Source organism: Sporosarcina sp. NCCP-2222, from assembly GCF_023168145.1.
Lineage (GTDB): Bacteria > Bacillota > Bacilli > Bacillales_A > Planococcaceae > Sporosarcina.
Genome location: NZ_BQYK01000003.1, coordinates 51,480 through 73,341, shown reverse-complemented (window position 1 = coordinate 73,341; position 21,862 = coordinate 51,480). Strand labels below are relative to the sequence as shown.

Annotated in this window: 26 protein-coding genes; 25 read left to right on the top strand and 1 reads right to left on the bottom strand. The window is 44.4% G+C overall.

What is annotated here, in order from left to right; all coding sequences use genetic code 11:
* Positions 1-249: 249 nt before the first annotated feature.
* The 22 genes from NCCP2222_RS07155 to NCCP2222_RS07050 all read left to right on the top strand — a co-directional run bounded on the left by NCCP2222_RS07155 (position 250) and on the right by NCCP2222_RS07050 (position 18,802).
* On the top strand, positions 250-522 hold the full coding sequence (locus NCCP2222_RS07155) for an HU family DNA-binding protein (protein ID WP_184206482.1): 273 nt from the start codon (positions 250-252) through the stop codon (positions 520-522).
* Between the two features lie 176 nt (positions 523-698).
* Positions 699-1,268 (top strand): GTP cyclohydrolase I FolE, encoded by a 570-nt coding sequence (gene folE / locus NCCP2222_RS07150; RefSeq protein ID WP_248511053.1) that lies wholly within the window; start codon positions 699-701, stop codon positions 1,266-1,268.
* 63 nt (positions 1,269-1,331) lie between these two features.
* Positions 1,332-1,553, top strand: coding sequence for a trp RNA-binding attenuation protein MtrB (gene mtrB / locus NCCP2222_RS07145; protein ID WP_238083768.1), 222 nt, complete (start codon positions 1,332-1,334; stop codon positions 1,551-1,553).
* Positions 1,554-1,601: 48 nt separating this feature from the next.
* Positions 1,602-2,345 (top strand): heptaprenyl diphosphate synthase component 1, encoded by a 744-nt coding sequence (locus NCCP2222_RS07140; protein WP_248511051.1) that lies wholly within the window; start codon positions 1,602-1,604, stop codon positions 2,343-2,345.
* Between the two features lie 7 nt (positions 2,346-2,352).
* Entirely contained in the window at positions 2,353-3,048 is a 696-nt protein-coding gene (locus NCCP2222_RS07135) for a demethylmenaquinone methyltransferase (protein WP_248511049.1), read from the top strand.
* A gap of 23 nt (positions 3,049-3,071) precedes the next feature.
* Positions 3,072-4,046 carry a polyprenyl synthetase family protein gene (locus NCCP2222_RS07130; RefSeq protein ID WP_248511046.1) on the top strand — a complete coding sequence of 325 codons (975 nt, stop codon included), beginning with the start codon at positions 3,072-3,074 and terminating at the stop codon, positions 4,044-4,046.
* 87 nt (positions 4,047-4,133) lie between these two features.
* Positions 4,134-4,580, top strand: a complete 447-nt coding sequence (ndk, locus tag NCCP2222_RS07125) for a nucleoside-diphosphate kinase (RefSeq protein WP_238083759.1) — start codon at positions 4,134-4,136, stop codon at positions 4,578-4,580.
* A gap of 915 nt (positions 4,581-5,495) precedes the next feature.
* Positions 5,496-6,266: a CheR family methyltransferase gene (locus NCCP2222_RS07120; protein ID WP_282570676.1), complete on the top strand. Its 771-nt coding sequence runs from the start codon at positions 5,496-5,498 to the stop codon at positions 6,264-6,266.
* Positions 6,267-6,429: 163 nt separating this feature from the next.
* Positions 6,430-7,611: a chorismate synthase gene (gene aroC / locus NCCP2222_RS07115; RefSeq protein WP_248511042.1), complete on the top strand. Its 1,182-nt coding sequence runs from the start codon at positions 6,430-6,432 to the stop codon at positions 7,609-7,611.
* A gap of 1 nt (position 7,612) precedes the next feature.
* On the top strand, positions 7,613-8,722 hold the full coding sequence (gene aroB / locus NCCP2222_RS07110) for a 3-dehydroquinate synthase (protein WP_248511041.1): 1,110 nt from the start codon (positions 7,613-7,615) through the stop codon (positions 8,720-8,722).
* Positions 8,712-9,080 (top strand): chorismate mutase, encoded by a 369-nt coding sequence (gene aroH / locus NCCP2222_RS07105; RefSeq protein WP_248511040.1) that lies wholly within the window; start codon positions 8,712-8,714, stop codon positions 9,078-9,080. Before aroB ends, aroH begins: the two co-directional genes overlap by 11 nt.
* Positions 9,081-9,094: 14 nt before the next feature.
* Positions 9,095-10,198 (top strand): histidinol-phosphate transaminase, encoded by a 1,104-nt coding sequence (hisC, locus tag NCCP2222_RS07100; RefSeq protein ID WP_248511038.1) that lies wholly within the window; start codon positions 9,095-9,097, stop codon positions 10,196-10,198.
* Positions 10,188-11,300 carry a prephenate dehydrogenase gene (locus NCCP2222_RS07095; RefSeq protein WP_248511036.1) on the top strand — a complete coding sequence of 371 codons (1,113 nt, stop codon included), beginning with the start codon at positions 10,188-10,190 and terminating at the stop codon, positions 11,298-11,300. Before hisC ends, NCCP2222_RS07095 begins: the two co-directional genes overlap by 11 nt.
* A 17-nt stretch (positions 11,301-11,317) precedes the next feature.
* On the top strand, positions 11,318-12,613 hold the full coding sequence (gene aroA / locus NCCP2222_RS07090) for a 3-phosphoshikimate 1-carboxyvinyltransferase (protein ID WP_248511034.1): 1,296 nt from the start codon (positions 11,318-11,320) through the stop codon (positions 12,611-12,613).
* A gap of 48 nt (positions 12,614-12,661) precedes the next feature.
* A complete protein-coding gene (locus NCCP2222_RS07085) occupies positions 12,662-13,942 on the top strand; it encodes a tetratricopeptide repeat protein (RefSeq protein ID WP_248511024.1) in 1,281 nt (426 codons plus the stop codon).
* 1 nt (position 13,943) lies between these two features.
* Positions 13,944-14,495, top strand: coding sequence for a ReoY family proteolytic degradation factor (locus NCCP2222_RS07080; protein ID WP_248511021.1), 552 nt, complete (start codon positions 13,944-13,946; stop codon positions 14,493-14,495).
* 132 nt (positions 14,496-14,627) lie between these two features.
* A complete protein-coding gene (locus NCCP2222_RS07075) occupies positions 14,628-15,077 on the top strand; it encodes a YpiF family protein (RefSeq protein WP_248511019.1) in 450 nt (149 codons plus the stop codon).
* Positions 15,078-15,337: 260 nt separating this feature from the next.
* On the top strand, positions 15,338-15,841 hold the full coding sequence (locus tag NCCP2222_RS07070; RefSeq protein WP_282570690.1) for a QcrA and Rieske domain-containing protein: 504 nt from the start codon (positions 15,338-15,340) through the stop codon (positions 15,839-15,841).
* Between the two features lie 22 nt (positions 15,842-15,863).
* On the top strand, positions 15,864-16,538 hold the full coding sequence (gene qcrB, locus NCCP2222_RS07065; RefSeq protein ID WP_184206442.1) for a menaquinol-cytochrome c reductase cytochrome b subunit: 675 nt from the start codon (positions 15,864-15,866) through the stop codon (positions 16,536-16,538).
* Between the two features lie 46 nt (positions 16,539-16,584).
* Positions 16,585-17,349 carry a menaquinol-cytochrome c reductase cytochrome b/c subunit gene (locus NCCP2222_RS07060; RefSeq protein WP_248511013.1) on the top strand — a complete coding sequence of 255 codons (765 nt, stop codon included), beginning with the start codon at positions 16,585-16,587 and terminating at the stop codon, positions 17,347-17,349.
* Positions 17,350-17,456: 107 nt separating this feature from the next.
* Positions 17,457-18,062 (top strand): lipoprotein heptaprenylglyceryl N-acetyltransferase LhaT, encoded by a 606-nt coding sequence (gene lhaT, locus NCCP2222_RS07055; RefSeq protein WP_248511008.1) that lies wholly within the window; start codon positions 17,457-17,459, stop codon positions 18,060-18,062.
* A 68-nt stretch (positions 18,063-18,130) separates the two neighbouring features.
* The gene (locus tag NCCP2222_RS07050) at positions 18,131-18,802 is read left to right on the top strand and encodes a zinc metallopeptidase (protein WP_248511007.1); all 672 of its coding nucleotides are present in this window, start codon (positions 18,131-18,133) and stop codon (positions 18,800-18,802) included.
* A gap of 46 nt (positions 18,803-18,848) precedes the next feature.
* Here NCCP2222_RS07050 and NCCP2222_RS07045 read toward each other — a convergent pair whose 3' ends face one another.
* Positions 18,849-19,721 (bottom strand): YitT family protein, encoded by an 873-nt coding sequence (locus NCCP2222_RS07045; protein WP_248511006.1) that lies wholly within the window; start codon positions 19,719-19,721, stop codon positions 18,849-18,851.
* Between the two features lie 113 nt (positions 19,722-19,834).
* Here NCCP2222_RS07045 and NCCP2222_RS07040 point away from each other — a divergent pair, with 113 nt between their 5' ends.
* The 3 genes from NCCP2222_RS07040 to bshA form a co-directional block, all read left to right on the top strand.
* Positions 19,835-20,173, top strand: coding sequence for a nucleotide pyrophosphohydrolase (locus tag NCCP2222_RS07040; RefSeq protein WP_248510996.1), 339 nt, complete (start codon positions 19,835-19,837; stop codon positions 20,171-20,173).
* A complete protein-coding gene (gene dapB / locus NCCP2222_RS07035; RefSeq protein ID WP_282570675.1) occupies positions 20,170-20,970 on the top strand; it encodes a 4-hydroxy-tetrahydrodipicolinate reductase in 801 nt (266 codons plus the stop codon). Before NCCP2222_RS07040 ends, dapB begins: the two co-directional genes overlap by 4 nt.
* A gap of 39 nt (positions 20,971-21,009) precedes the next feature.
* Positions 21,010-21,862, top strand: an 853-nt coding sequence (bshA, locus tag NCCP2222_RS07030; protein ID WP_248510994.1) for an N-acetyl-alpha-D-glucosaminyl L-malate synthase BshA, incomplete at its 3' end; no start/stop codon positions are given.

The following is a 21,862-nucleotide window of genomic DNA, read 5'->3' as shown; positions in this document are numbered from 1 at the left end:
TTTTGCTATTTTGGACAATTTAACCGAAAGTAGCGGGATAAGGCTAAGAATATTGTTGCACCGCGGTTTTTAGTATGTTACTCTTTTTACAGTGTTGAAAGAACAGCGGAGGGCGGCGTTTTGGCTGTGGCAGGCGTTCAATGGATTGAAGGCGCTTTATTCCCGATATTTATTGTGTACGGACCTTTGCAGCTGTGTCACCCGGAGCTGGACAAGCAATTACATTTCCTTTGAGAGGAGGTGAATAGTGTGAATAAGACAGAATTGATCAACTCAGTTGCTGAAACTGCAGGTTTGACGAAAAAGGATGCTACTAAGGCAGTGGAAGCTGTATTCGATACAATCCAATCGGCACTTGCAAAAGGTGATAAAGTACAATTGATCGGTTTTGGTAACTTCGAAGTGCGTGAGCGTGCAGCTCGTAAAGGCCGTAACCCACAATCTGGTGAAGAAATCGAAATCGCAGCAAGCAAAGTTCCTGCATTCAAAGCAGGTAAAGCACTTAAAGACGCTGTAAAGTGATCTTTTAGTTTACATAGGAGTCCGTTCCTTCTGCTCGTTTAGCGAGCAAAAAGGACGGGCTCCTTTTATGTGTCTGTCTGCGGATTTTCGATGAAACCCTGAACTGTACGGAAATGAGGTAGTATGCTACTATCTTTTAAGGGAAGTATTAGTTTGTGTTGAGGAGGATGCGTAATATGAAGGAAGTGGATCACGAAAAAATAGAAAATGCTGTGACGATGATCCTGGAAGCAATCGGTGAAGATCCTTCTCGCGAAGGGCTGCTGGAGACGCCTAAACGGGTAGCCAAAATGTATGCCGAAGTTTTTGAAGGTCTGAATAAAGATCCGAGACAATATTTTGAAACTGTATTTCATGAAAACCACGATGAAGTCGTGTTAGTGAAAGATATTCCTTTTCACTCGATGTGCGAGCATCATCTTGTTCCGTTTTTCGGACATGCCCATATCGCATACATACCAAGAAATGGAGTTGTCGCAGGGTTAAGCAAACTGGCCCGCGCCGTAGAGACGACAGCTAGAAGACCACAGCTCCAGGAAAGAATTACATCGACTGTGGCAAACGCTATGATGGAAATGCTAAATCCAATCGGAGTGTACGTCATTATCGAAGCGGAACATATGTGCATGACGATGCGTGGAATTAAAAAGCCGGGTGCAAAGACGGTTACGACCGTGGCAAAGGGTATTTACGAACATGATGATGTGAAAAGAGCCGAAATTCTGTCGCTGATCAAATCGGTTTGACGCCTTTGCGGTACACTTTGTTTGTATGATATGATATACCTTACATGAATGGGGAGTGGTAATATGACGCAGCCTGACTTTATTATCATAAAAGCGAAAGAGGACGGTGTGAACGTCATTGGTCTGACGAGGGGGAACGATACGAAGTTTCACCATACGGAGAAACTCGACAAAGGTGAAGTGATGATTGCACAATTCACCGAACATACGTCGGCAATGAAAATTCGCGGGAAAGCCGAAATTCATTCAGCACACGGAGTTGTATCCAGTGAGGGGAAAGAGTGAATTAGACTTGACTGATTCGCACGACCGTCTATGAATGGAGATTCGAAGATGGAAAGAGCAGACATGCAATATGTAAAAGAATATGTTAACGAAGTGGAACAATCCATCTACGAACCGACTGTCTATCGACATTTTTCTGGAACGATAGTAGATGAAAAAAAAGCATTTTTCCTGTTGCTCCCTCTGTTGAACGGAGAGGCATGGTCCAGTCATCTCCAAACATCGGCAATTGCGGTAGGAGCGGTCCATGCCGCATTTGATGTACACGATCGGATTGATGTTATGGATGCGACGCCGAAAAGCCAGCAGCTGCTCGTGCTTTCCGGAGATCATTTTAGCGGCATCTATTACCGTTTACTTGCGTCACTTCCGGATTTTCCGTTTATTAGATCGTTGTCTGGTACAATCGGCCTGATTAATGAAACGAAGACGAATATGATGAAAAAACCGCTCGTCGGATCGGATCAAGTAATCCACAAGATCGCAATCATTGAAGCGGGCTGTATAATTGATTTTTATCAACGATATGGTTTTACTGCATATAAGGAAATCGTAAATTTGGTCTTGCCGCTAGTATGGATTGGCGAGCGATTAAGCGGAACTGTCGGTGTACAGGAACGGGTAATCGGCAAAAATATACATGAGACGGATATGGAGAGTGCCTATAATGACTTGAGGCACCGGGCAGAGCTAGCGCTGGAAAATGCATCGTTCCTCTCCATATCTTTAAAAAACAAAATAACCGAAATGATAATTCCTTTCGCTGAGCATGCCGATTCGAATAGGAGATGAATGACGAGTGACGACATCAAAGGAACAAAAAGTGCATCATGTATTTGAAAAAATTTCGGGCGAATATGACAAGATGAATTCGGTCATTAGTTTCAACCAACATAAAAAATGGCGGCAGGACATCATGGCACGCATGAATGTTGAACCAGGCTCTGCGGCTTTGGATGTTTGCTGTGGTACGGCTGACTGGACCATTGCTTTAGCAGAGGCGGCGGGTCCGAACGGACAAGTCATCGGTTTGGATTTCAGCGAAGGCATGCTGGCAAATGCCCAACCAAAAGTAGATCATTATCCAACAATCCAATTGCTGCATGGGAATGCAATGAAGCTCCCATTTCCCGACAATACTTTCGATTATGTGACAATTGGATTTGGTTTGCGTAATGTGCCTGATTATCCGACGGTGCTTGCCGAAATGAGACGTGTGCTGAAACCTGGCGGCATGGCTGCGTGCCTGGAGACGTCACAGTCTGAAATTCCTGTCTACCGTCAAGTATTCCGTTTTTATTTTAAAGCGATCATGCCGATGCTCGGCAAATTGTTCGCTAAAAGCTACAATGAATACTCATGGCTGCAGGAGTCGGCTGATGATTTCCCTGGCGTTAAAGAGCTTGCACAGCTGTTTGTGGATGCCGGATTTAGAGAAGTCTCGTATAAAAAATATAGCGGTGGTGCCGCTGCAGGACATATCGCCTATAAATAATGAGTGCAGGGAAGGTAATCGTTTTGGAGAAATTGAAGTTATTATCGCTTTATGCAGACTTCCGGAAGGATCTCGCTTATATAGAAAAGGAACTTGAGAAATCCGTCGACTCCTCTTCGCCGATTATCAGGCAAGCGTCCCTCCACCTGTTACGGGCAGGTGGCAAGCGAATCCGGCCGATTTTTGTCATCCTTGCATCCAAATTCGGCGATTATTCATTGGAACGCGTCTCAAAAGTAGCCGTTTCACTTGAATTGATTCATATGGCCTCGCTTGTCCATGACGATGTTATTGATAATTCCGACATGCGACGCGGTTTTGAGACGGTGAAATCTAAATGGAATAATCGGATCGCCATGTACACGGGAGATTTCATCTTTTCAAAAGCGCTCATTTCCATCGGTGAAATCGAGCATGCAGGCGTACATCGCCTGTTGGCCGAAACAATGTTGGAAATTTGCAAAGGCGAAATCATTCAAATTGATTACCAGCAAAAATTAGATCAATCATTGCGTGACTATTTGCGACGCATCAAAAGGAAAACAGCACTGCTGCTCTCCTCAAGTTGTGAATTGGGGGCGCTTGTATCCGGTGCGGATTCTTCTCTCGTAAGGAAAATGCGCCGTTTCGGCTACTTTGCCGGGATGGCCTATCAAATCGTAGATGACATACTGGACATCACCGCTACTGACGAGCAGCTGGGCAAACCGGCCGGAAGCGACCTGATGAACGGCCATGTCACCTTGCCAATCCTATACATAAAAGATGATCCGGATTTCAAACCATACATGCTGAAATCGTTCGACGGCTCGTTAACCGAAAAAGAACGAGGCGAAATGCTTTCTTATATCCGAAATTCCGGAGCAATCGAAAAAGCGCAAGCCATCAGCGACAGGTATCTTTCGAAGGCTGTTGCTGAGTTGAAAGCATTGCCAGATGGGGATGCCAAGAAAGCCCTGCTTCAAATCGCCTCCTTCATAGGAAAGAGAAATTATTGACAATTATGCTGGCAGTTGAAAGATTGTGATCGTGGTGGTACGATCAGTAAGGAGAAAATCCGATACATACACAAAGGAGTGTTATCAATGGAAAGAACATTTTTAATGGTTAAGCCTGATGGCGTACAACGTAATCTAATCGGTGAAATCGTCAGCCGTTTCGAAAAGAAAGGCTTCACATTGGTCGGCGGTAAACTTATGCAAATTTCACAAGAGCTTGCTGAACAACATTACGGTGAACACAAAGAGCGCCCATTCTTCGGCGAACTAGTTGACTTCATCACTTCTGGTCCAGTTTTCGCAATGGTATGGGAAGGCGAAAACGTTATCTCCACAGCTCGTCTTATGATGGGTGCTACAAACCCGAAAGAATCTGCGCCAGGAACAGTTCGCGGCGACTTCGCAGTAACAGTCGGCAAAAACATCATCCACGGTTCTGATTCACCAGAATCTGCTGTCCGTGAAATCGGCTTGTTCTTCAAAGACGAAGAGCTAGTTTCTTACGACAAATCCATGACTAGCTGGATCAACTAATTATTTTTCAGAAACAGCCTTGCGCTAATTGCGCTATGGCTGTTTTTTTGATGGCTGGTTTTTCGAGGTGGAGGAGTGCTCATGATTTGCAGGCGTGCTATGGATGTAGTGTTGGTGCGAGATATAGCGGTGACCGACGGTTGTGCGTGAATCTGACGTTCGTTTCGCTTTACTGGCGTTCAGCGTGATAATCTGGCGTTCGTTTCGCTTTACTGGCGTTCAACGAGATAATCTGGCGTTCATTTCACTTTACTGGCGTTCAGCGAGATAATCTGGCGTTCATTTCACTTTACTGGCGTTCAGCGAGATAATCTGGCGTTCATTTCACTTTACTGGCGTTCAGCGAGATAATATGGCGTTCATTTCACTTTACTGGCGTTCAGCGAGATAATCTGGCGTTCGTTTCGCTTTACTGGCGTTCAGCGGGATAATCTGGCTTTCGTTTCACGTTACTGGCGTTCAGCGAGATAAACTGGCGTACGTTTCGCTTTACTGGCGTTCAGCGAGAAATACTGTCATTCAAATCAACCACTTACCGCCAACCGACTCAGTTAATTAATCATCATAATTGAATCCCATGCGGAGAGATCCCAGATTTTTTTGGCGCATCGCTGACACTATTTGGCGCCTATCCAGTTTAATTTGGCGTAAAGCCAACACTATTTGGCGTCTAGGCAGGTTATTTTGGCGCTTTGCCAACACTATTTGACGCCCCATCCCCTTTATTTGGCGTACCCCCCGGTAACCCGGAGTATCTTACGACAAACTCCTGCATCCAGCTCAGCCCCACCACACGTAAAACCTGTTAAAAGTTTAGACACATGCGTTAAGATTTCAATAAAATAAATAATATTTGCTACATATCGAGCGTCTTTTTCGATATAATAGGTACAACTTATGAACGGAGGGTCTCAGTTGGCGGATTATGATGAGTTCATCAAGAACATCAAACGAAAGACAGGCATTGATCTGTCGTTATATAAAGAGGCGCAGATGAAGAGAAGGCTCACCTCGCTATATGAGAAGAAAGGTTTTCGGAATTTCTCCGATTATTACCAAGCTATACATACGGATCATGTGCTGTTGGATGAATTTCTGGATCGCATGACCATCAATGTTTCCGAGTTTTATCGGAATGGGCAGAGATGGGACGTGTTGGATAAGAAAATCATTCCAATGCTTCTGAAAGACAAAAAGAAATTGAAGATTTGGAGTGCTGCTTGTTCTACAGGTGAAGAACCGTATTCCTTGGCAATGGTCATGTCCGGCCATGTTCCACGGTCTGATATTTCCATTCTCGCAACGGATTTGGATAAAGGTGTGTTGGAACGGGCAAAAGTTGGCTTGTACTCGGATCGTTCGCTGAAAGAGGTTCCTAAATCGGTGCTGCAAAATTATTTTGTAAACGAAGGCCAGTATTATCAAGTGAAAGATGAAATCAAACGAACGGTCACCTTCAAACAACATAATTTATTGAATGATACATACGGCTCTGATTTTGATTTGATTGTCTGCCGAAATGTAATGATTTACTTTACGGAAGAGGCAAAAGATCAAATCTATATGAACTTTTCTAAGGCATTGCGGCCAGGAGGCATCCTCTTTGTAGGAAGTACAGAGCAAATATTCAACCCTGCAAAATATCATTTTGAATCGGAAGATACTTTTTTCTACAAAAAAATATAAAATGTCGAAATGGCTCAGTTTCTTCGATAAATAACATCCTATCCGGATCCTTCCGGATATTTTTTTATAATAGCCTATAGTCAAAAAACCTTTCCTTTGGTAAAGTGCTATAAACGGATACTGCATCATCTAGAGATTAGATTAGCTGAGGAGGAATTTGGAAATGAGATTTTTTACTGCTGGTGAATCACATGGTCCGCAATTGACGGCCATCATTGAAGGGCTTCCTGCCCAAATGGAATTGCAAGAAGAGATGATCAATAAAGAATTGAAGAGGCGGCAAGGCGGGCATGGCCGCGGCCGCAGAATGCAAATAGAAAAAGATAAAGTCGTCATTTCTTCAGGTGTGCGTCATGGGAAGACGCTTGGTTCCCCTGTTACATTAACGGTCGTGAACGATGACTGGAAGCATTGGACAGGCATTATGGGCATCGAGCCTTTGCCTGAAGATATAGACCCGCGCGATATAAAACGCCGTATCACCCGGCCACGGCCCGGCCATGCGGATCTCGTAGGCGGCATGAAATACGGCCATCGGGATTTGCGAAATGTCCTGGAACGTTCTTCTGCCCGTGAAACAACGATGCGCGTAGCTGTCGGAGCAGTCGCGAAACAATTTTTAAGAGAACTCGGCATACATACCGTTTCGCATGTGACTGAAATTGGCGGTGTTACAACTGATCCCGCTGCTTATGCCGGCCTTTCAGCAGATAAACTCCGGGACATCGTTGAAAATGATCCTGTTTACTGCGCGGACCCTGCGGCTTCTGCCAAGATGGTTGAAGCGATCGATTCCATTAAAGAGCGCGGAGATACACTAGGCGGCGTCGTCGAGGTCATCATCGAAGGCTGTCCTCCTGGAATCGGAAGCTATGTCCAATTCGACAGAAAGCTGGATGGCAAGCTAGCTGGCGCCATGATGAGCATTAATGCGTTCAAAGGAGTAGAAATCGGCCTCGGGTTTGAAATGGCGAAAATTCCTGGCAGTGAAGTGCATGATGAAATCGCTTGGAGTGAGGAAGAGGGATATTACCGAAAATCCAATCGTCTTGGTGGCTTGGAAGGCGGAATGTCCACTGGCATGCCGATCGTCATTCGCGGCGTGATGAAGCCGATTCCAACTTTATATAAACCGTTGGAAAGTGTCGATATTGAAACGAAGGAGCCATTTGTTGCGACAATTGAGCGTTCTGATCCTTGTGCAGTTCCCGCTGCATCCGTGGTGGCGGAGCATGTGATTGCAACGGAATTGGCGAAAGCGATTATGGAAGAATTCCGTTCATTTACAATGGAAGGGCTCAAGAAAGAGCTGGACGAGTACAGAGAATATGTAAAGGGGTTTTAATATGGCGAAATTAACAGTTAAAATTCCTGGACATCTATATGACGTCCATATTAGTGAGCAAGCCTATGATCTATTAGGTACGACATATGCCGATCAACTGAAAAAAGCTGATCAGATCGGCATCATTGCAGATGAAAAAGTGGCGGACCTTCACTTGGAGAAATTAACAACCTCCATTCAATCATTAGGTGTGGCCCCCGTTGTCAAGATTGTTCCGGCAGGGGAGGCAAGTAAGACGCCGGCTGTCTTTCTTGATTGTCATAGCTTTTTGCTCCAACATCGCTTTACCCGGAATTCTTTGCTAATTGCTTTTGGCGGAGGGGCTTGTGGGGATTTGACAGGTTTTGTCGCTGCCACTTTCATGCGTGGCATTGCTTATATCCAATGTCCAACAACCATTTTGGCGCATGACAGTGCGGTTGGCGGAAAGACGGCCATTAATATGCCGGAAGGGAAGAACATGGTTGGGTCATTCCACCAGCCGGCAGCCGTCTTATTCCACACACCGATTTTGCAAACATTGCCTGCAAGGGAAATCCGTTCGGGCATGGCGGAATTGCTCAAGCACGCACTCATTTCCGATGTTTCATGGTCGGAAGAGCTTCTGAACAACCAACAGTTTATTTCCCCTTCTGCAGAATGGCTATCTGTAGAATTGCTGAAAGGAATCGAAGTGAAAGCAAACATTGTGGAAGAAGACCAGTTTGAGCATTCAACGAGAAAGTTTTTGAACTTCGGTCATACATTTGGCCATGGCGTGGAGGCAGTTTGCGGCTTCGGCGGGCTCAGCCACGGTGAATGTGTCATGATTGGGATGGCGTACAGTCTGATCCTTAGCGAGCGTCATGGACTACAGCCAGCTGGCATAGCGGATCGTCTAATCGAATTTGCACAACGCAATGGGTACACGTTCGAACCAATCCATCAGCATCCTTTTACACATTTCATGGACTATATGGCGAAAGATAAAAAAGCAACCTACGGCCAGTTGAATTTTGTCTTACTGCAGGACATCGGCAATCCGTATGTAAAACCTGTTACAGCAGAAGAATGCGAATCGGTATTTGAAGAGTTAAAAAATAGAACGGAGGCAGGCAGGAATGACAGTTAGAGGAGTCAGAGGAGCGACAACAGTTCATTGCGATGATATAGATGCGATATTGAAAGAGACAGAAGCCCTTGCTCTAGAAATGGCGAATGCGAATCAGTTCCCACCGGAAGACATTGTATCCGTCATTGTTTCCACGACGCCAGATATTAAATCCGTATTCCCGGCAAAGGCGATACGATCCATTGATGGATGGAAATACGTCCCTGTAATGTGTACGCATGAAATGGACGTGCCAGGCTCTATGCCACAATGTATCAGAATATTAATGCATGTCAATTTAGAAACACCTCAAAAAGAAATCCGGCATATTTATCATAATGATGCAATTAAGCTTCGTCCGGATTTACAGCCGAATTAACTGGAGGGATACATATGAAGTGGAAAACCGTATTGGAAGAGATGAGACCGTATAAACCGGGAAGATCGATTGATGAAGTGAAACGTGCGTATGGACTGACCAATATTGTGAAACTGGCGTCCAATGAAAACCCTTATGGCACGTCTCAGCAAGTTTTGGATTACTTAGACCAAAATCCGCTTCAATATGAAATCTATCCTGACGGCCATTCCAGCCGTCTTCGTAAGACGTTGGCGGAAAAACATGGTGTATCAGAAGAGTCCATTCTTTTCGGAAATGGTTCGGATGAAATCATAACAATTATTTGTAGAGCTTTATTGGATAAGGGTAAACATACGATTATGGCAACACCGACTTTTCCTCAGTATGCGCATAACGCGAAAATCGAAGGAGCGGCCATAACCGAAATTCCGTTACAAGATGGCTCACATGATTTGGATGCTTTTTTGGAGGCTGTAACGAAGGACACGGCTGTCATCTGGATTTGTAATCCAAACAATCCGACAGGAAATCTAATGCCTGCTGACAAAATTGAAGGTTTCTTGAAGAAAGTGCCGGAAGATGTGCTCGTCGTTTTGGATGAAGCCTACTTTGAATATATTACAGATGAGCAACATGTCGATTCGATCTCACTGCTAGCGCAATTTAAAAATATTATTGTGCTGCGCACTTTTTCAAAAGCATATGGGCTGGCTTCCATGCGTCTGGGTTATGGAATCGCAGATCCGGCTATTGTAACACCGTTAAATAAAGTGAGGAACCCATTCAACAATAACTCACTTGCAGTAGCAGTAGCTGAGGTGGCGGTCCTGGATGAAGAATTTATTAATAAATGCAGATCACTAAATGATCAACAGAGGAACCGCTTTGCAAAATTTGCAGAACAACATGGACTTCACATGTTTGATTCCCAAACCAACTTCGTGTTAATGCAAGTGCCGGGAGATGCAGATGAAGCATCCGAATTCCTTTTGCGGCAAGGGTATATTGTGCGGAGTGGCAATGCACTTGGCACGCCTGGATATATTAGGGTGACGATTGGCACCGAACAGCAAAATGACGGGTTTTTTGAGGCATTCGACGAGCTCCTGAAAAAAGGTGGTTCTAATGAAGCGTAACGTTGCAATTATTGGTTTAGGGCTGATCGGAGGATCACTGGGATTGGCCTTGAAAAGGAATCCGGATATTTATATTACTGGATTCGACCGTTCGTATAAAACCGCAGATGAAGCCTATCGTCGAGGTATTATTGATATGATCGCTCCATCAGCCGAGTCCGCTTGCGAACAAGCGGATTTTGTCTTTTTCGCAACGCCAGTAAATACTACTGTTTCCATGATGAAGGAAGCGGTAGATTGGACATTTAAAGAAAATGCCATCATTACCGATACAGGAAGCACAAAATTTCCGATCATGGAAGCGGCAAAAGAATTAGAGGGTAGAGGCATTGTAGTCATCGGCGGGCACCCGATGGCAGGATCGCATAAAAGTGGAGTAAGTGCAGCGAAACCGCATTTATTTGAAAATGCTTATTATATACTGACTCCGGGTAAGACAACGGATTCAACCAAAGTGGATTCCTTAAAGGATCTCTTAGCATCGACCAAAGGAAAAGTCGTTGTTCTCGAAGCGGAACAGCATGATCGGATGACGGCTATTGTCAGTCATTTCCCTCATATTGTTGCATCTTCGATGGTTGGATTGCTTGCAAAACAGGAAGCAGGACAGCCTTTTGTGAAAAACTTGGCAGCAGGCGGCTTCAGGGATTTAACGAGAATTGCCTCCGCAGATCCAATTATGTGGAGAGATATCACGATACAGAACAGAGACGAGCTTTTGAATCAGCTTGATGGCTGGATGAAAGAAATGGAAGAAGTCCGGTCCATGCTTGCTTCAAACGAACCCGATAAAATTTTTGATTTTTTTGCAGAAGCAAAACAGTATCGGGATCATTTGCCTTCTACAAAAGAAGGTGCCGTTCAAGGTGCCCTATACATGCCGTTCGATCTGCATATCGATGTGCCTGATCATCCAGGTGTGATTTCGGAGATCACAAAAATCCTTGCAGACGAGCGGATCAGTTTGACGAATATTCGGATTGTCGAGACCCGGACGGATGTGTACGGTATATTAGTCGTCAGTTTCCAAACGGCGGAAGATCGAAAGAAAGCGAGACAAGTTCTATCAAAAGCAACAGATTATAGTATGCATATCATTTAAGAAGAGGGGTCGTCATAATGGAGACGAAAACAGTGAAGTTCACGAATCCAACATTACGTGGAGAGCTGAAGGTACCGGGAGATAAATCGATTTCCCATCGTGCTGTTATGTTAGGGTCAATTGCAGCTGGCAAAACAACAATCTCTGGTTTTCTCCCAGGGGAAGATTGTCTTTGCACAATTGATATTTTCCGTAAATTAGGGGTAACGATCGAAAGGGAAGGGGACCAGGTCTCCATCGACAGCCCAGGCATTGACGGCTGGAAAACACCGGACGTTCCGCTCTATGCAGGGAATTCAGGAACGACGGCCCGTCTTATGCTTGGAATATTGGCTGGATCAAAGGTGCAGTCGACTTTAACGGGGGATGCCTATTTGTCAAAGCGTCCGATGAAAAGAGTTATTGCACCCCTCGAAAAAATGGGGGCAAGCATTACCGGTGAAGGAGACGCGAATTATTTACCTTTAACCATTATAGGCCAGCAGTTAAACAGCATTCAGTATGAAATGCCAATTGCTAGCGCTCAAGTGAAGTCAGGGATTTTATTTGGAGCGCTGCAAGCTGAAGGGGAAACATCCGTAATAGAAAAGACAGGTTCACGGGATCATACAGAACGGATGCTCCGCCAGTTTGGGGCGGAGATTGAAACGAATGACAATGAAATCTGTTTAAAAGGCCAGCAAGCATTGAAAAGCTGTGATGTTATCGTTCCTGGAGATATTTCATCTGCCGCATTTTTCATGGCGGCGGCTGCGATTGTGCCGGAAAGTGAGATATCCTTCATCAACGTCGGTTTAAATCCATCCCGTACAGGAATGATAGATGTGATGAGAGAGATGGGCGTGACAGTTGAAATTGTTGACCAAAAAGGGGAAAATGGTGAACCGTACGGAACGGTCACTGTGAAAAGCGCCAAACTTCATGGCACAGAAATTGGAGGAGACATGATTCCTCGATTAATCGATGAATTGCCGATTATTGCTTTAATGGCAACACAGGCAACTGGCAAGACAATTATCAAAGATGCAGAAGAATTGCGTGTAAAAGAAACGGATCGGATTGCAGCTGTCACCTCCGAACTGAAGAAGCTAGGAGCAACAGTCGAGGAAACGGAAGATGGCATGATCATTACAGGACCGAGCAAGTTGTCTGGGGCAACACTTCAATCCTATGGCGATCACCGCATTGGCATGATGTCGGCTATTGCTGCTCTTGTTTCGGATGGACCGGTTCAAATAGAGGATCCTTCTTGCATCGCGGTCTCTTATCCAAACTTCTTTGATGACTTATACCGATTGACCGGCCGTTCCTAAAAAGTGCGATGTTCCGCATGTATACAAAGTGAAAGAACAGGTGAAAATATGGGTCAGTTAGAGAATTTATTGCAGGCAGCCAGAGAGGGAAATCTAGAAGATCTGCGGCTGCAGATTGAACAGAAAATCTATAAGTTTCAGCAAGGAACCGAAGAACCGGAAAGTCTCTATGATTTGGCTGGGATGATGATGGACTATGGATATGTGGAATTAGCTGATACATTATACGAAGAATTGCTTCAACTGATGCCGGAAGAAGGGCAATTGAAAATCGACCGGGCAGAAACACTCTTGGAAATGGGAGAGGAAGATGAGGCCTTGTTACTTTTAACTTCCATCACTCCTGAAGAAGATGTATATGTCCAAGCCTTATTGTCTCTAGCGGATTACTATCAAATGTCTGGCATGTCCGAAGCGGCGGTAATGAAAGTGAAAGAAGCATTAGCCCTTATGCCAGAGGAACCGGTGCTTCGTTTTGCCTACGCTGAATTATTATTGGACGCCGGTAAATATGTCGAGGCGGCATCCCTTTATTCAGGACTGAATGACGAAGGGATTAACGATATCGGAGGAATCAGAATCATTTCCAGATTGGCTGAAACCTATAGTGCCGGTGCTGCATATGAAGAAGCGATTCCTTTTTATGAACAGCTGCTAAAAGAATCATCGGCACCTGATGATCTATTCGGAGCTGCCTTTGCTTATTTCCAAGCAGATCAGCCAAAGAGGTCCACTCAATTGATGGAACAATTACTTGATCTCGATCCAGACTATTTCTCTGCCTATATGCTGGCGGGCCAATCTTTTGCCAGGTTAGGTGACGACCAGAAGGCGTATGAATTATTTGTACGTGGTATCACTAGAGATGAATATGATAAAGAACTGAGATTGGCAGCAGGAAAATCCGCCTTAAAACTTGGGAAGACTGATGAAGCGGAAGAGCACCTGAGTGAAGCTTTAGCGTTAGACCCGGAATATATCGATGCGCTTATCGCATTAGCCTCGTTATTCAATGAACAAGAAAAAGATGAAGAACTTCTTTCACTATTGGCCGAAACGGATGAAGCACAAATGGATCTGCCGATGTTAACAGCTTTTAAAGCATATGCTTTGGAGCGGGTGGAACAATTCGATGATGCATACGTATCTTATAGTGAGGCATATGTTGGAATGAAGGATGATCCGATTTTTCTTGATCGGTACGCACATTTCCTTTTAGAAGAAGGAAAACGGAGCGAAGCCATCGAAATAGTAAAGCAACTAGTAGCAATCGAACACCATGATGAATGGGACGCATTTCTTGAATTGTCAAATGACGAGGAGGTGTGATATGACAGCCATGATTCCTGTCGCTGCCAAAAAGGATTTTGTACGGTGGTTTCTAAAGCGCTACAAATTAAAGCGCCGGGAATGTGTTTGGATTTTGAATTATCTTCTAAGCCATGAACAGCTTCTTCAAAACGTCCACTTTACGGATGAAGCACATTATTGTCCAAGAGCAATGGTGATCTCCACGACCAATTCAGAAAGTATTCCGTTTCGTTTCTATAAAGGGAACTTGATGACGGCCGATGCCGAGAAGTCGTTTCATGATTTACGTCTCCATCCGGAAGAAAAAATGTATATTCAATTAAACTTTCCAAACAGTCATGCGTGCCCTCAATATGCGATGGTGCGGGAAGAGAACCCGTACCTTCCTGATGATTTGCAGGTCAGTGAACGAGACCGTAAAATTGCGGAACAGCTCCTGGAAGAAAGCGCTGCAACCATGTCATTGGAAATGTTAATGAGAAGAGTGGATGAAGCACTCGATGAGAACGACCGGGAACGTTTCCTCGTCCTTTCTTCTATGTTGAATGAAATGAAAACTTCCAAACAATAATGACCCCATCCACTGATGGGGTCATTTGACTTGATGGAACCATTAGCAATCCTTGGATACTTAGTGAAGGACGGTAATATCCTGTACATGTTATGATGGGCATGAACGATTGATATGAGGGAGAGATAGTCTATGAATTGGACCGGAAAAGATATGGATACATATTTGCTTCAAAAAGAATACATCGATACACTTGTTATTCCTCTGATTAAGGTCGAACCGGCATTGGAAAAGATGAAGATGAGTGCATCCGCTGCAGAGTTCACCATGCTACTGTCTTCTATGATTGAGACTCAATTTAAGGGACGGATGATGTTCGCCCCTCCGTTTTCCTATACCGCATCGACAGGCATTTCTGAATTGAAGACTGAGTTACTGAATTCTTTTAAGGAGTCGCCATTTAAACATATATTCTTTCTGACAACCGATCCTGCATGGGTTTCTTCTGATGACAATGGACAAGTCATCTGGCTGCCTTCGATTCCTCTGGAAAGTATGGATGTCCAGCTTCGCCAAACGATCTTGGAGGACCAATTGCGGCAAGTTTTGCCGAAGTTCACTGAAAAATGGGCTTCTGCTTAACGTTTTCCGATCAAGTTGTGATATGCTTGAAAAAAGTGAATTCAACTTGAATTTCAAGCAGTTGTAGAATTGCGTTATTGATTGTTTGATGACATTTCAGTCTTGCCATTTTTCAAAATTCATCATTTGTTCACAAACTGTTTTTCCTGTCGAATGCATGATTGAATTTACGGCAATATTGATATATCATAGATATGTCCTAGTATTACAATTAGCAATAGTATGTCCGTTGGACTGATTTTGGAGTTAGAGGAGGGAAACTGATGAGCAGCAAAGTGTCAAGACGCCAATTCCTAAGCTATTCCTTGATGGGCGTCGGTGGATTCATGGTTTCGGCAGCAGTGATGCCGATGGTCCGCTTTGCGATCGATCCGGTATTGCAAGCGAAAACTGACGGGGATTTTATTGCAACCTCGCAAAAAGTGGATGAATTGACTGATGTGCCAGTACGTGTGGATTTCACGATCAAAGATCGGAAAGATGCATGGTACAAATCCGACGTCTCGAATACCGCTTGGGTCTATAAAGAAGGCGATACAGTCATCGCGCTTTCTCCTGTCTGTAAGCATCTTGGATGCACAGTGAACTGGGAAGGGGACAATCATAAGAACGAATTCTTCTGCCCTTGCCACGCTGGACGTTACGAGAAAAATGGAAAGAACGTAGCTGGAACTCCACCGCTAGGTCCGCTTGATGAATTTCAAGTCCAAGAAGTGGATGGCTTCGTTTATCTTGGAAAAACTGTTCCAAACACATTAGTTTAAAATGTAAGGGGGTACGACCGAAGTGCTAAATAAAATTTATGATTGGGTTGATGAACGGTTGGATATCACCCCTATATGGCGTGATATTGCTGACCATGAAGTACCTGAGCACGTAAACCCTGCACATCATTTTTCTGCATTCATTTATTGTTTCGGAGGTTTGACATTTTTCGTAACGGTCATTCAGATCTTATCCGGTATGTTCCTTACAATGTACTACACTCCGGATATCGAAAATGCATGGAAATCCGTCTACTACCTTCAAAATGAAGTTGCATTCGGTGAAATTGTGCGTGGGATGCACCACTGGGGAGCGTCGCTTGTTATCGTTATGATGTTCCTACATACGCTGCGTGTATTCTTTACAGGTTCTTATAAGAAACCTCGTGAACTTAACTGGATTGTCGGCGTGCTTATTTTCGTCGTCATGTTAGGTCTTGGTTTCACAGGTTACTTATTGCCATGGGATATGAAAGCGTTATTCGCTACTAAAGTAGGTATCGAAATCGCAGCATCCGTGCCATTCATTGGGGAGCAGATCAAGATCCTGCTTGCGGGTGATTCAACAATCCTAGGTGCACAAACTTTGACACGTTTCTTCGCGATTCATGTATTCTTCTTGCCAGCTGCTTTGCTTGGGTTGCTTGCGGCGCACTTTATCATGATCAGAAGACAAGGTATTTCTGGACCACTATAAGATTTAGATGTTGTTTGTCTTATATTTAGAATAAGGAGGGGACAAAATGCATCGCGGAAAAGGTATGAAATTTGTTGGGGATTCCCGGATTTCTGCAAATCGGAAACCCAATGTCCCAAAAGACTACTCAGAATATCCTGGTAAAACAGAAGCTTTCTGGCCAAACTTCCTTTTGAAGGAGTGGATGGTTGGAGCTGTTTTCCTTATCGGATATCTTATTGTAACGGTTGCCCATCCGTCTCCGCTTGAGCGTCAAGCCGATCCGACGGATACAACGTACATCCCTGTTCCTGACTGGTATTTCCTATTCATGTACCAGTTACTGAAGTATGAATTTGCTTCCGGACCATACAACGTTATCGGAGCTATTATCATACCAGGTCTTGCAGTTGGAGCATTGATGTTAGTTCCATTTATGGATACTTCAAAAGAGCGTCGTCCGTTCAAGCGTCCGCTTCCTACTGGATTCATGCTTCTAGCTTTCGCAGCTATTTTCTATTTGACTTGGGAATCCGTTGTGAACCATGACTGGGAAAAAGCGAAAGCACAAGGTGCGATCGTAGAAGAGGTTGAATTTGACGAGAACTCCGAAGGATACCAAATTTATGCGGGATCGTCGTGTATTGGTTGTCACGGGGATGCGTTCCAAGGTGGCGTTGGTCCTTCGTTGGTCAATACGGGCTTAACTGCTGATGAGATTGCTGACATTGCTCACAATGGTATTAAAACCATGCCTGCAGGACAATGGACAGGATCTGATGAAGACTTGAAAGTCCTTGCTGAATTCATCGAAGGCTTAAACAAAGAATAATTTAAAAGAGTCAGGAAACTGACTCTTTTTTTATTATCTGATGTTGATTAAATGAGCAGGATCGCGTAAACAATTGCTCTATATACATAGAATGACGGTTTGGAGAGATGTCATTGACTACGCTTAAAGATATGCTGTGGCTCATATTGTCAAATAGATCGTTTTTATGGATTTTGCTTTTCGTCAATATACTTGGGACGGTCTACGGATACGACTGGTACATGTGGCAGCTGGAAATAACAAAGCCGATCTTTTGGATCTTCGTGCCCGATAGTCCAACCGCCAGCTTGTTCTTTTGCATTGCTCTTTTTGCTTGGCTGATCGGCAAAAATTTTAAACTGATTGAAGCGCTGGCATTAATTACGCTTGTGAAATATGGAGTTTGGGCTGTCGTAATGAATTTACTGACTTTAGTCGAAACCGGATCAATTGGTTGGGCAGGCTGGATGTTGGTTGTATCCCACTCTGCCATGGCGCTGCAGGCAATCCTCTATATCCCGTTTTATCGCTTTCAATTTAAGCATGTGGTGATTGCGGCTATTTGGACATTGCATAATGATGTCATCGACTATGTTTTCGAGCAAATGCCGATTTATCACGATTTAATGCGTCATATGGACCGAATCGGCTACTTCACCTTTTGGTTGTCCATTGGCTGTATATCCATAGCATATTATGTTTGGAAGAAAAGAACCAACCTTGTAAATGGATAGACGTAATAGTTGCGGACCGCCTTTGTGCCATATAAAATAGTAGTATAGAGAAAGGGGAGGGAACGAAGATGTTTTTGGTTTATCTGGGCATCATCATTTTGCTGCCGCTTTATGCTCAGTTCAAAGTGAAAAGTACGTATAATAAATATGCAAGAATCCGTTCAACTTCCGGTATGACGGGAGCGGAAGTGGCACGCATGATACTGGATCATAATGGTCTACATGACGTAAAAGTGGTTGAAAGCCAAGGATTCCTAAGTGATCATTACAACCCGATCACTAAAATTGTCGCACTTTCTCCACAAAACTATCGTGACGCTTCTGTAGCGGGAACTGCTGTAGCAGCCCACGAAGTTGGCCATGCGATCCAGGACAAGGAAGCGTATGCATTCCTTCGATTCCGCCATCGGTTGGCACCGGTCGCTAATATTACATCAAATGCGTCCTGGATTTTCATCATGATCGGTTTGTTTGTAGGGAGCTTAAACTCTTTACTAGGTATCGGGATTCTTTTGATGGCTGTCGGTGTGCTGTTTCAAATCGTCACATTGCCGGTTGAGTTCAATGCTTCCAGCCGTGCGATGAATCAAATCGTTGAACTGGGCATTATTCGGAATGAAGAAGAACCGCATGCTAAGAAAGTGCTAAGTGCAGCGGCGATGACATATGTTGCGGCAACTGCAGTAGCTGTGCTTGAATTGCTCCGTCTAGTGTTGATTTTCACGAACCGGAACGATTAATCGCAGAAAAACCGTCCTTACGAATCGTAAAGACGGTTTTTTTTGACTACTTTTCCAATGGTTGCTTCTGATCGTCGAGTGTAAATCCTTCCCCTAATACATCATGGACTTCCGTTACGGAAACAAATGCATGAGGATCGACAGAGTTGACGATATTTTTCAAACGCATCAATTCATTTTTTCCGATTACACAATATAAAATTTCACGGTCGGACTTTGTGAAATGCCCATATCCTCTAAAGACCGTGACACCTCTTTCCATATCGACAGCGATTTTAGTGGCAATGGCATCCTGATGATCTGAAATGATAAAAGCTCCCCGCGCTGCGTAGGCACCTTCCTGTACAAAATCGATTACACGTGCCCCGACAAAGAGAGCGACGAGTGTGTACATGACCGAACGATGGTCCAGATAAACGATCCATGATAGAAGGATGACACCCGCGTCAAACATGAACATCGTGCGTCCCATACTCCATCCTCTGTATTTATGGCCGAGCCGGGCGATGATATCCACCCCACCGGTCGTGCCGCCAAAACGGAAGATGATACCGAGGCCAATGCCGATAAAAACACCGGCAAACAGGGCGACAAGGAACATATCTCCTTCCAGGTGAATGTCATACTGATATTTCATAAAGACCTTAAGAAATACTGAGACAGACACCGTGCCAATCACCGTATAAATAAAAGATCGACGGCCGAGCAGCTTCCAACCGAGCAGGAACATCGGAATGTTCAAAACGAGGTTCATGATGGCGGGATCCCATTTAAATGCAAAGAGCAAAATGAGGGTTATACCCGTAAATCCTCCCTCGGCCAACTCATGTTGAATGTTGAAATGAACCAGTCCAAAGCTGAATATGGCAGCTCCGAGGATGATGAAAATGATATTTTTTAGTTTTATGCCGGCCAACAACCCTTGTCCCGCCTTTCCTTTTGAATACTATCGATATTATTATCAATGATTCCTCGAATTTTGACAACAGTCCCCTGAATGAATACGATATCAAATGGAGGGAGTAGACGCAAATGGAACAATTGAAAACGATGAAACAATTACAGGATGAAGTAGATCAATACATAAGCGGTTTCAAGGAAGGTTACTTTCCGCCAATGGAATTGTTGGCACGCCTGTCAGAGGAATTAGGCGAACTTTCCAGGGAAGTGCAGCATGTGTATGGCATGAAAAAGAAAAAAGGGACGGAAGCCGTAAAATCTCTGGCTGAAGAGACGGGCGATCTGTTGTTTGTCCTCATCTGCTTTGCTAACGCACAAGGGATTGATCTGGAAGATTCACTAACAACTGTTTTAAATAAATTTAAACATCGAGATGCGGACCGTTGGACAAAGAAGGAGGAATTGGATTGACAATCAAAGTAGCAATCGCAGGTGCGAGAGGAAGAATGGGAACTACAGCTAGAAAAGCGATTGAGGAAGCAATGGATGCGGAGGTAGTTGCGGCATTGGATTATAAACATGGTGGGAAATACATCAATGGAGCTACCATTGGAGATGGCCCGGCCGGAATTCCAATATATACTTCTTTAGCAGAATTGGCAAAGGATGTTCAACCGGATGTGTTGTTAGATGTAACGGATCCTGACGCCGTCTTTACTAATGTCAAAGAAGCTATTTCACTTGGCATCCATCCCGTAGTTGGAACCTCTGGTTTAAGTGAGGAGGAACTTCACTCCATTTCTGAGCTGGTTAATGAAACTGGCGTTGGCGCCATCATCGCTCCTAACTTTTCAATCGGCGCGGTCTTGATGATGAAATTTGCCGCACAAGCGGCGCGATACTTAGGTGATATTGAGATCATTGAAATGCATCATGACCGTAAATTGGACGCGCCATCCGGAACTGCGGTAAAAACAGCGAACATGATAAAAAGCATCAGACCAAGCCATATCCAGGGACATCCGGAAGAACAGGAGCACTTGGCAGGTGCAAGAGGCGGAGATGTGGAAGGCATGAAAATCCATAGCGTTCGGCTGCCTGGACTGCTTGCTCATCAGCAAGTTTTACTTGGCGGTGAAGGCGAATTGCTTACCATTCGACATGATTCATTTGACCGGAATAGTTTCATGCCGGGAATTATTATGGCCATCCGGCATGTGGCCGGCAGTACCGGCTTAATTTATGGCTTAGAAGAGATTTTAGACTAAAGCAAGCGTTCCAGCTGCTTTTGAGAGGGGTGTTGTCATTTGAGAAAATTAAAAGTGGGAGTCATCTGTTATCCATCACTTGGTGGATCGGGTGTCGTAGCAACAGAGCTAGGTTTGAAAATGGCGGAACGAGGCCATGAATTGCATTATATTACTTCGAGCAAGCCATTCAGATTGCTTGATATTCATCCGAATATCCAGTTCCATGAAGTAAAAATAGATGGTTACGCCGTATTCAAGTATCCACCATACGACATTGCCCTTGCCAATCGGATTGCGCAAGTAATCGAGTCGGAACAGCTGGACCTTTTACACGTGCACTATGCGGTGCCTCATGCGATTTCAGCTGCACTAGCAAAGGATATGGCGAATTCGGATATCGGCGTCATTACAACATTGCATGGCACAGACGTAACTGTACTTGGCCATGATCCTGCTCTGCGTAATACGGTGCGCTACGGCATCGACAAATCCAATGTGACAACAGCCGTATCCGCGTCATTGCGGCAGGAGACGCTGGAACTGATTCAGCCAACGAGTGAAATAATCACAATTTATAATTTCATAGATGAAGAGAAATACAAGCAGGTAGATGCACCTGGACTAAAAGAGGAACTTGGAATCGGTAAAGAGGACAAGGTGCTTATCCATATTTCGAACTTCAGAGAAGTAAAGCGAATCCCAGATATTGTTGAAAGCTTCCGGTTGATACGCCGACAGGAAAACGCAAAGCTCCTGTTAGTCGGTGAAGGACCTGAATGGAAACCAATATTTGACTTGGTTAAAGAGCACGGGCTTCTGGAAGACGTCATCTTTACAGGGAAGCGGGACGACTTACCGGAGCTACTTTCGATCAGTGATGTCATGCTTCTTTTATCGGAAAAGGAAGCAT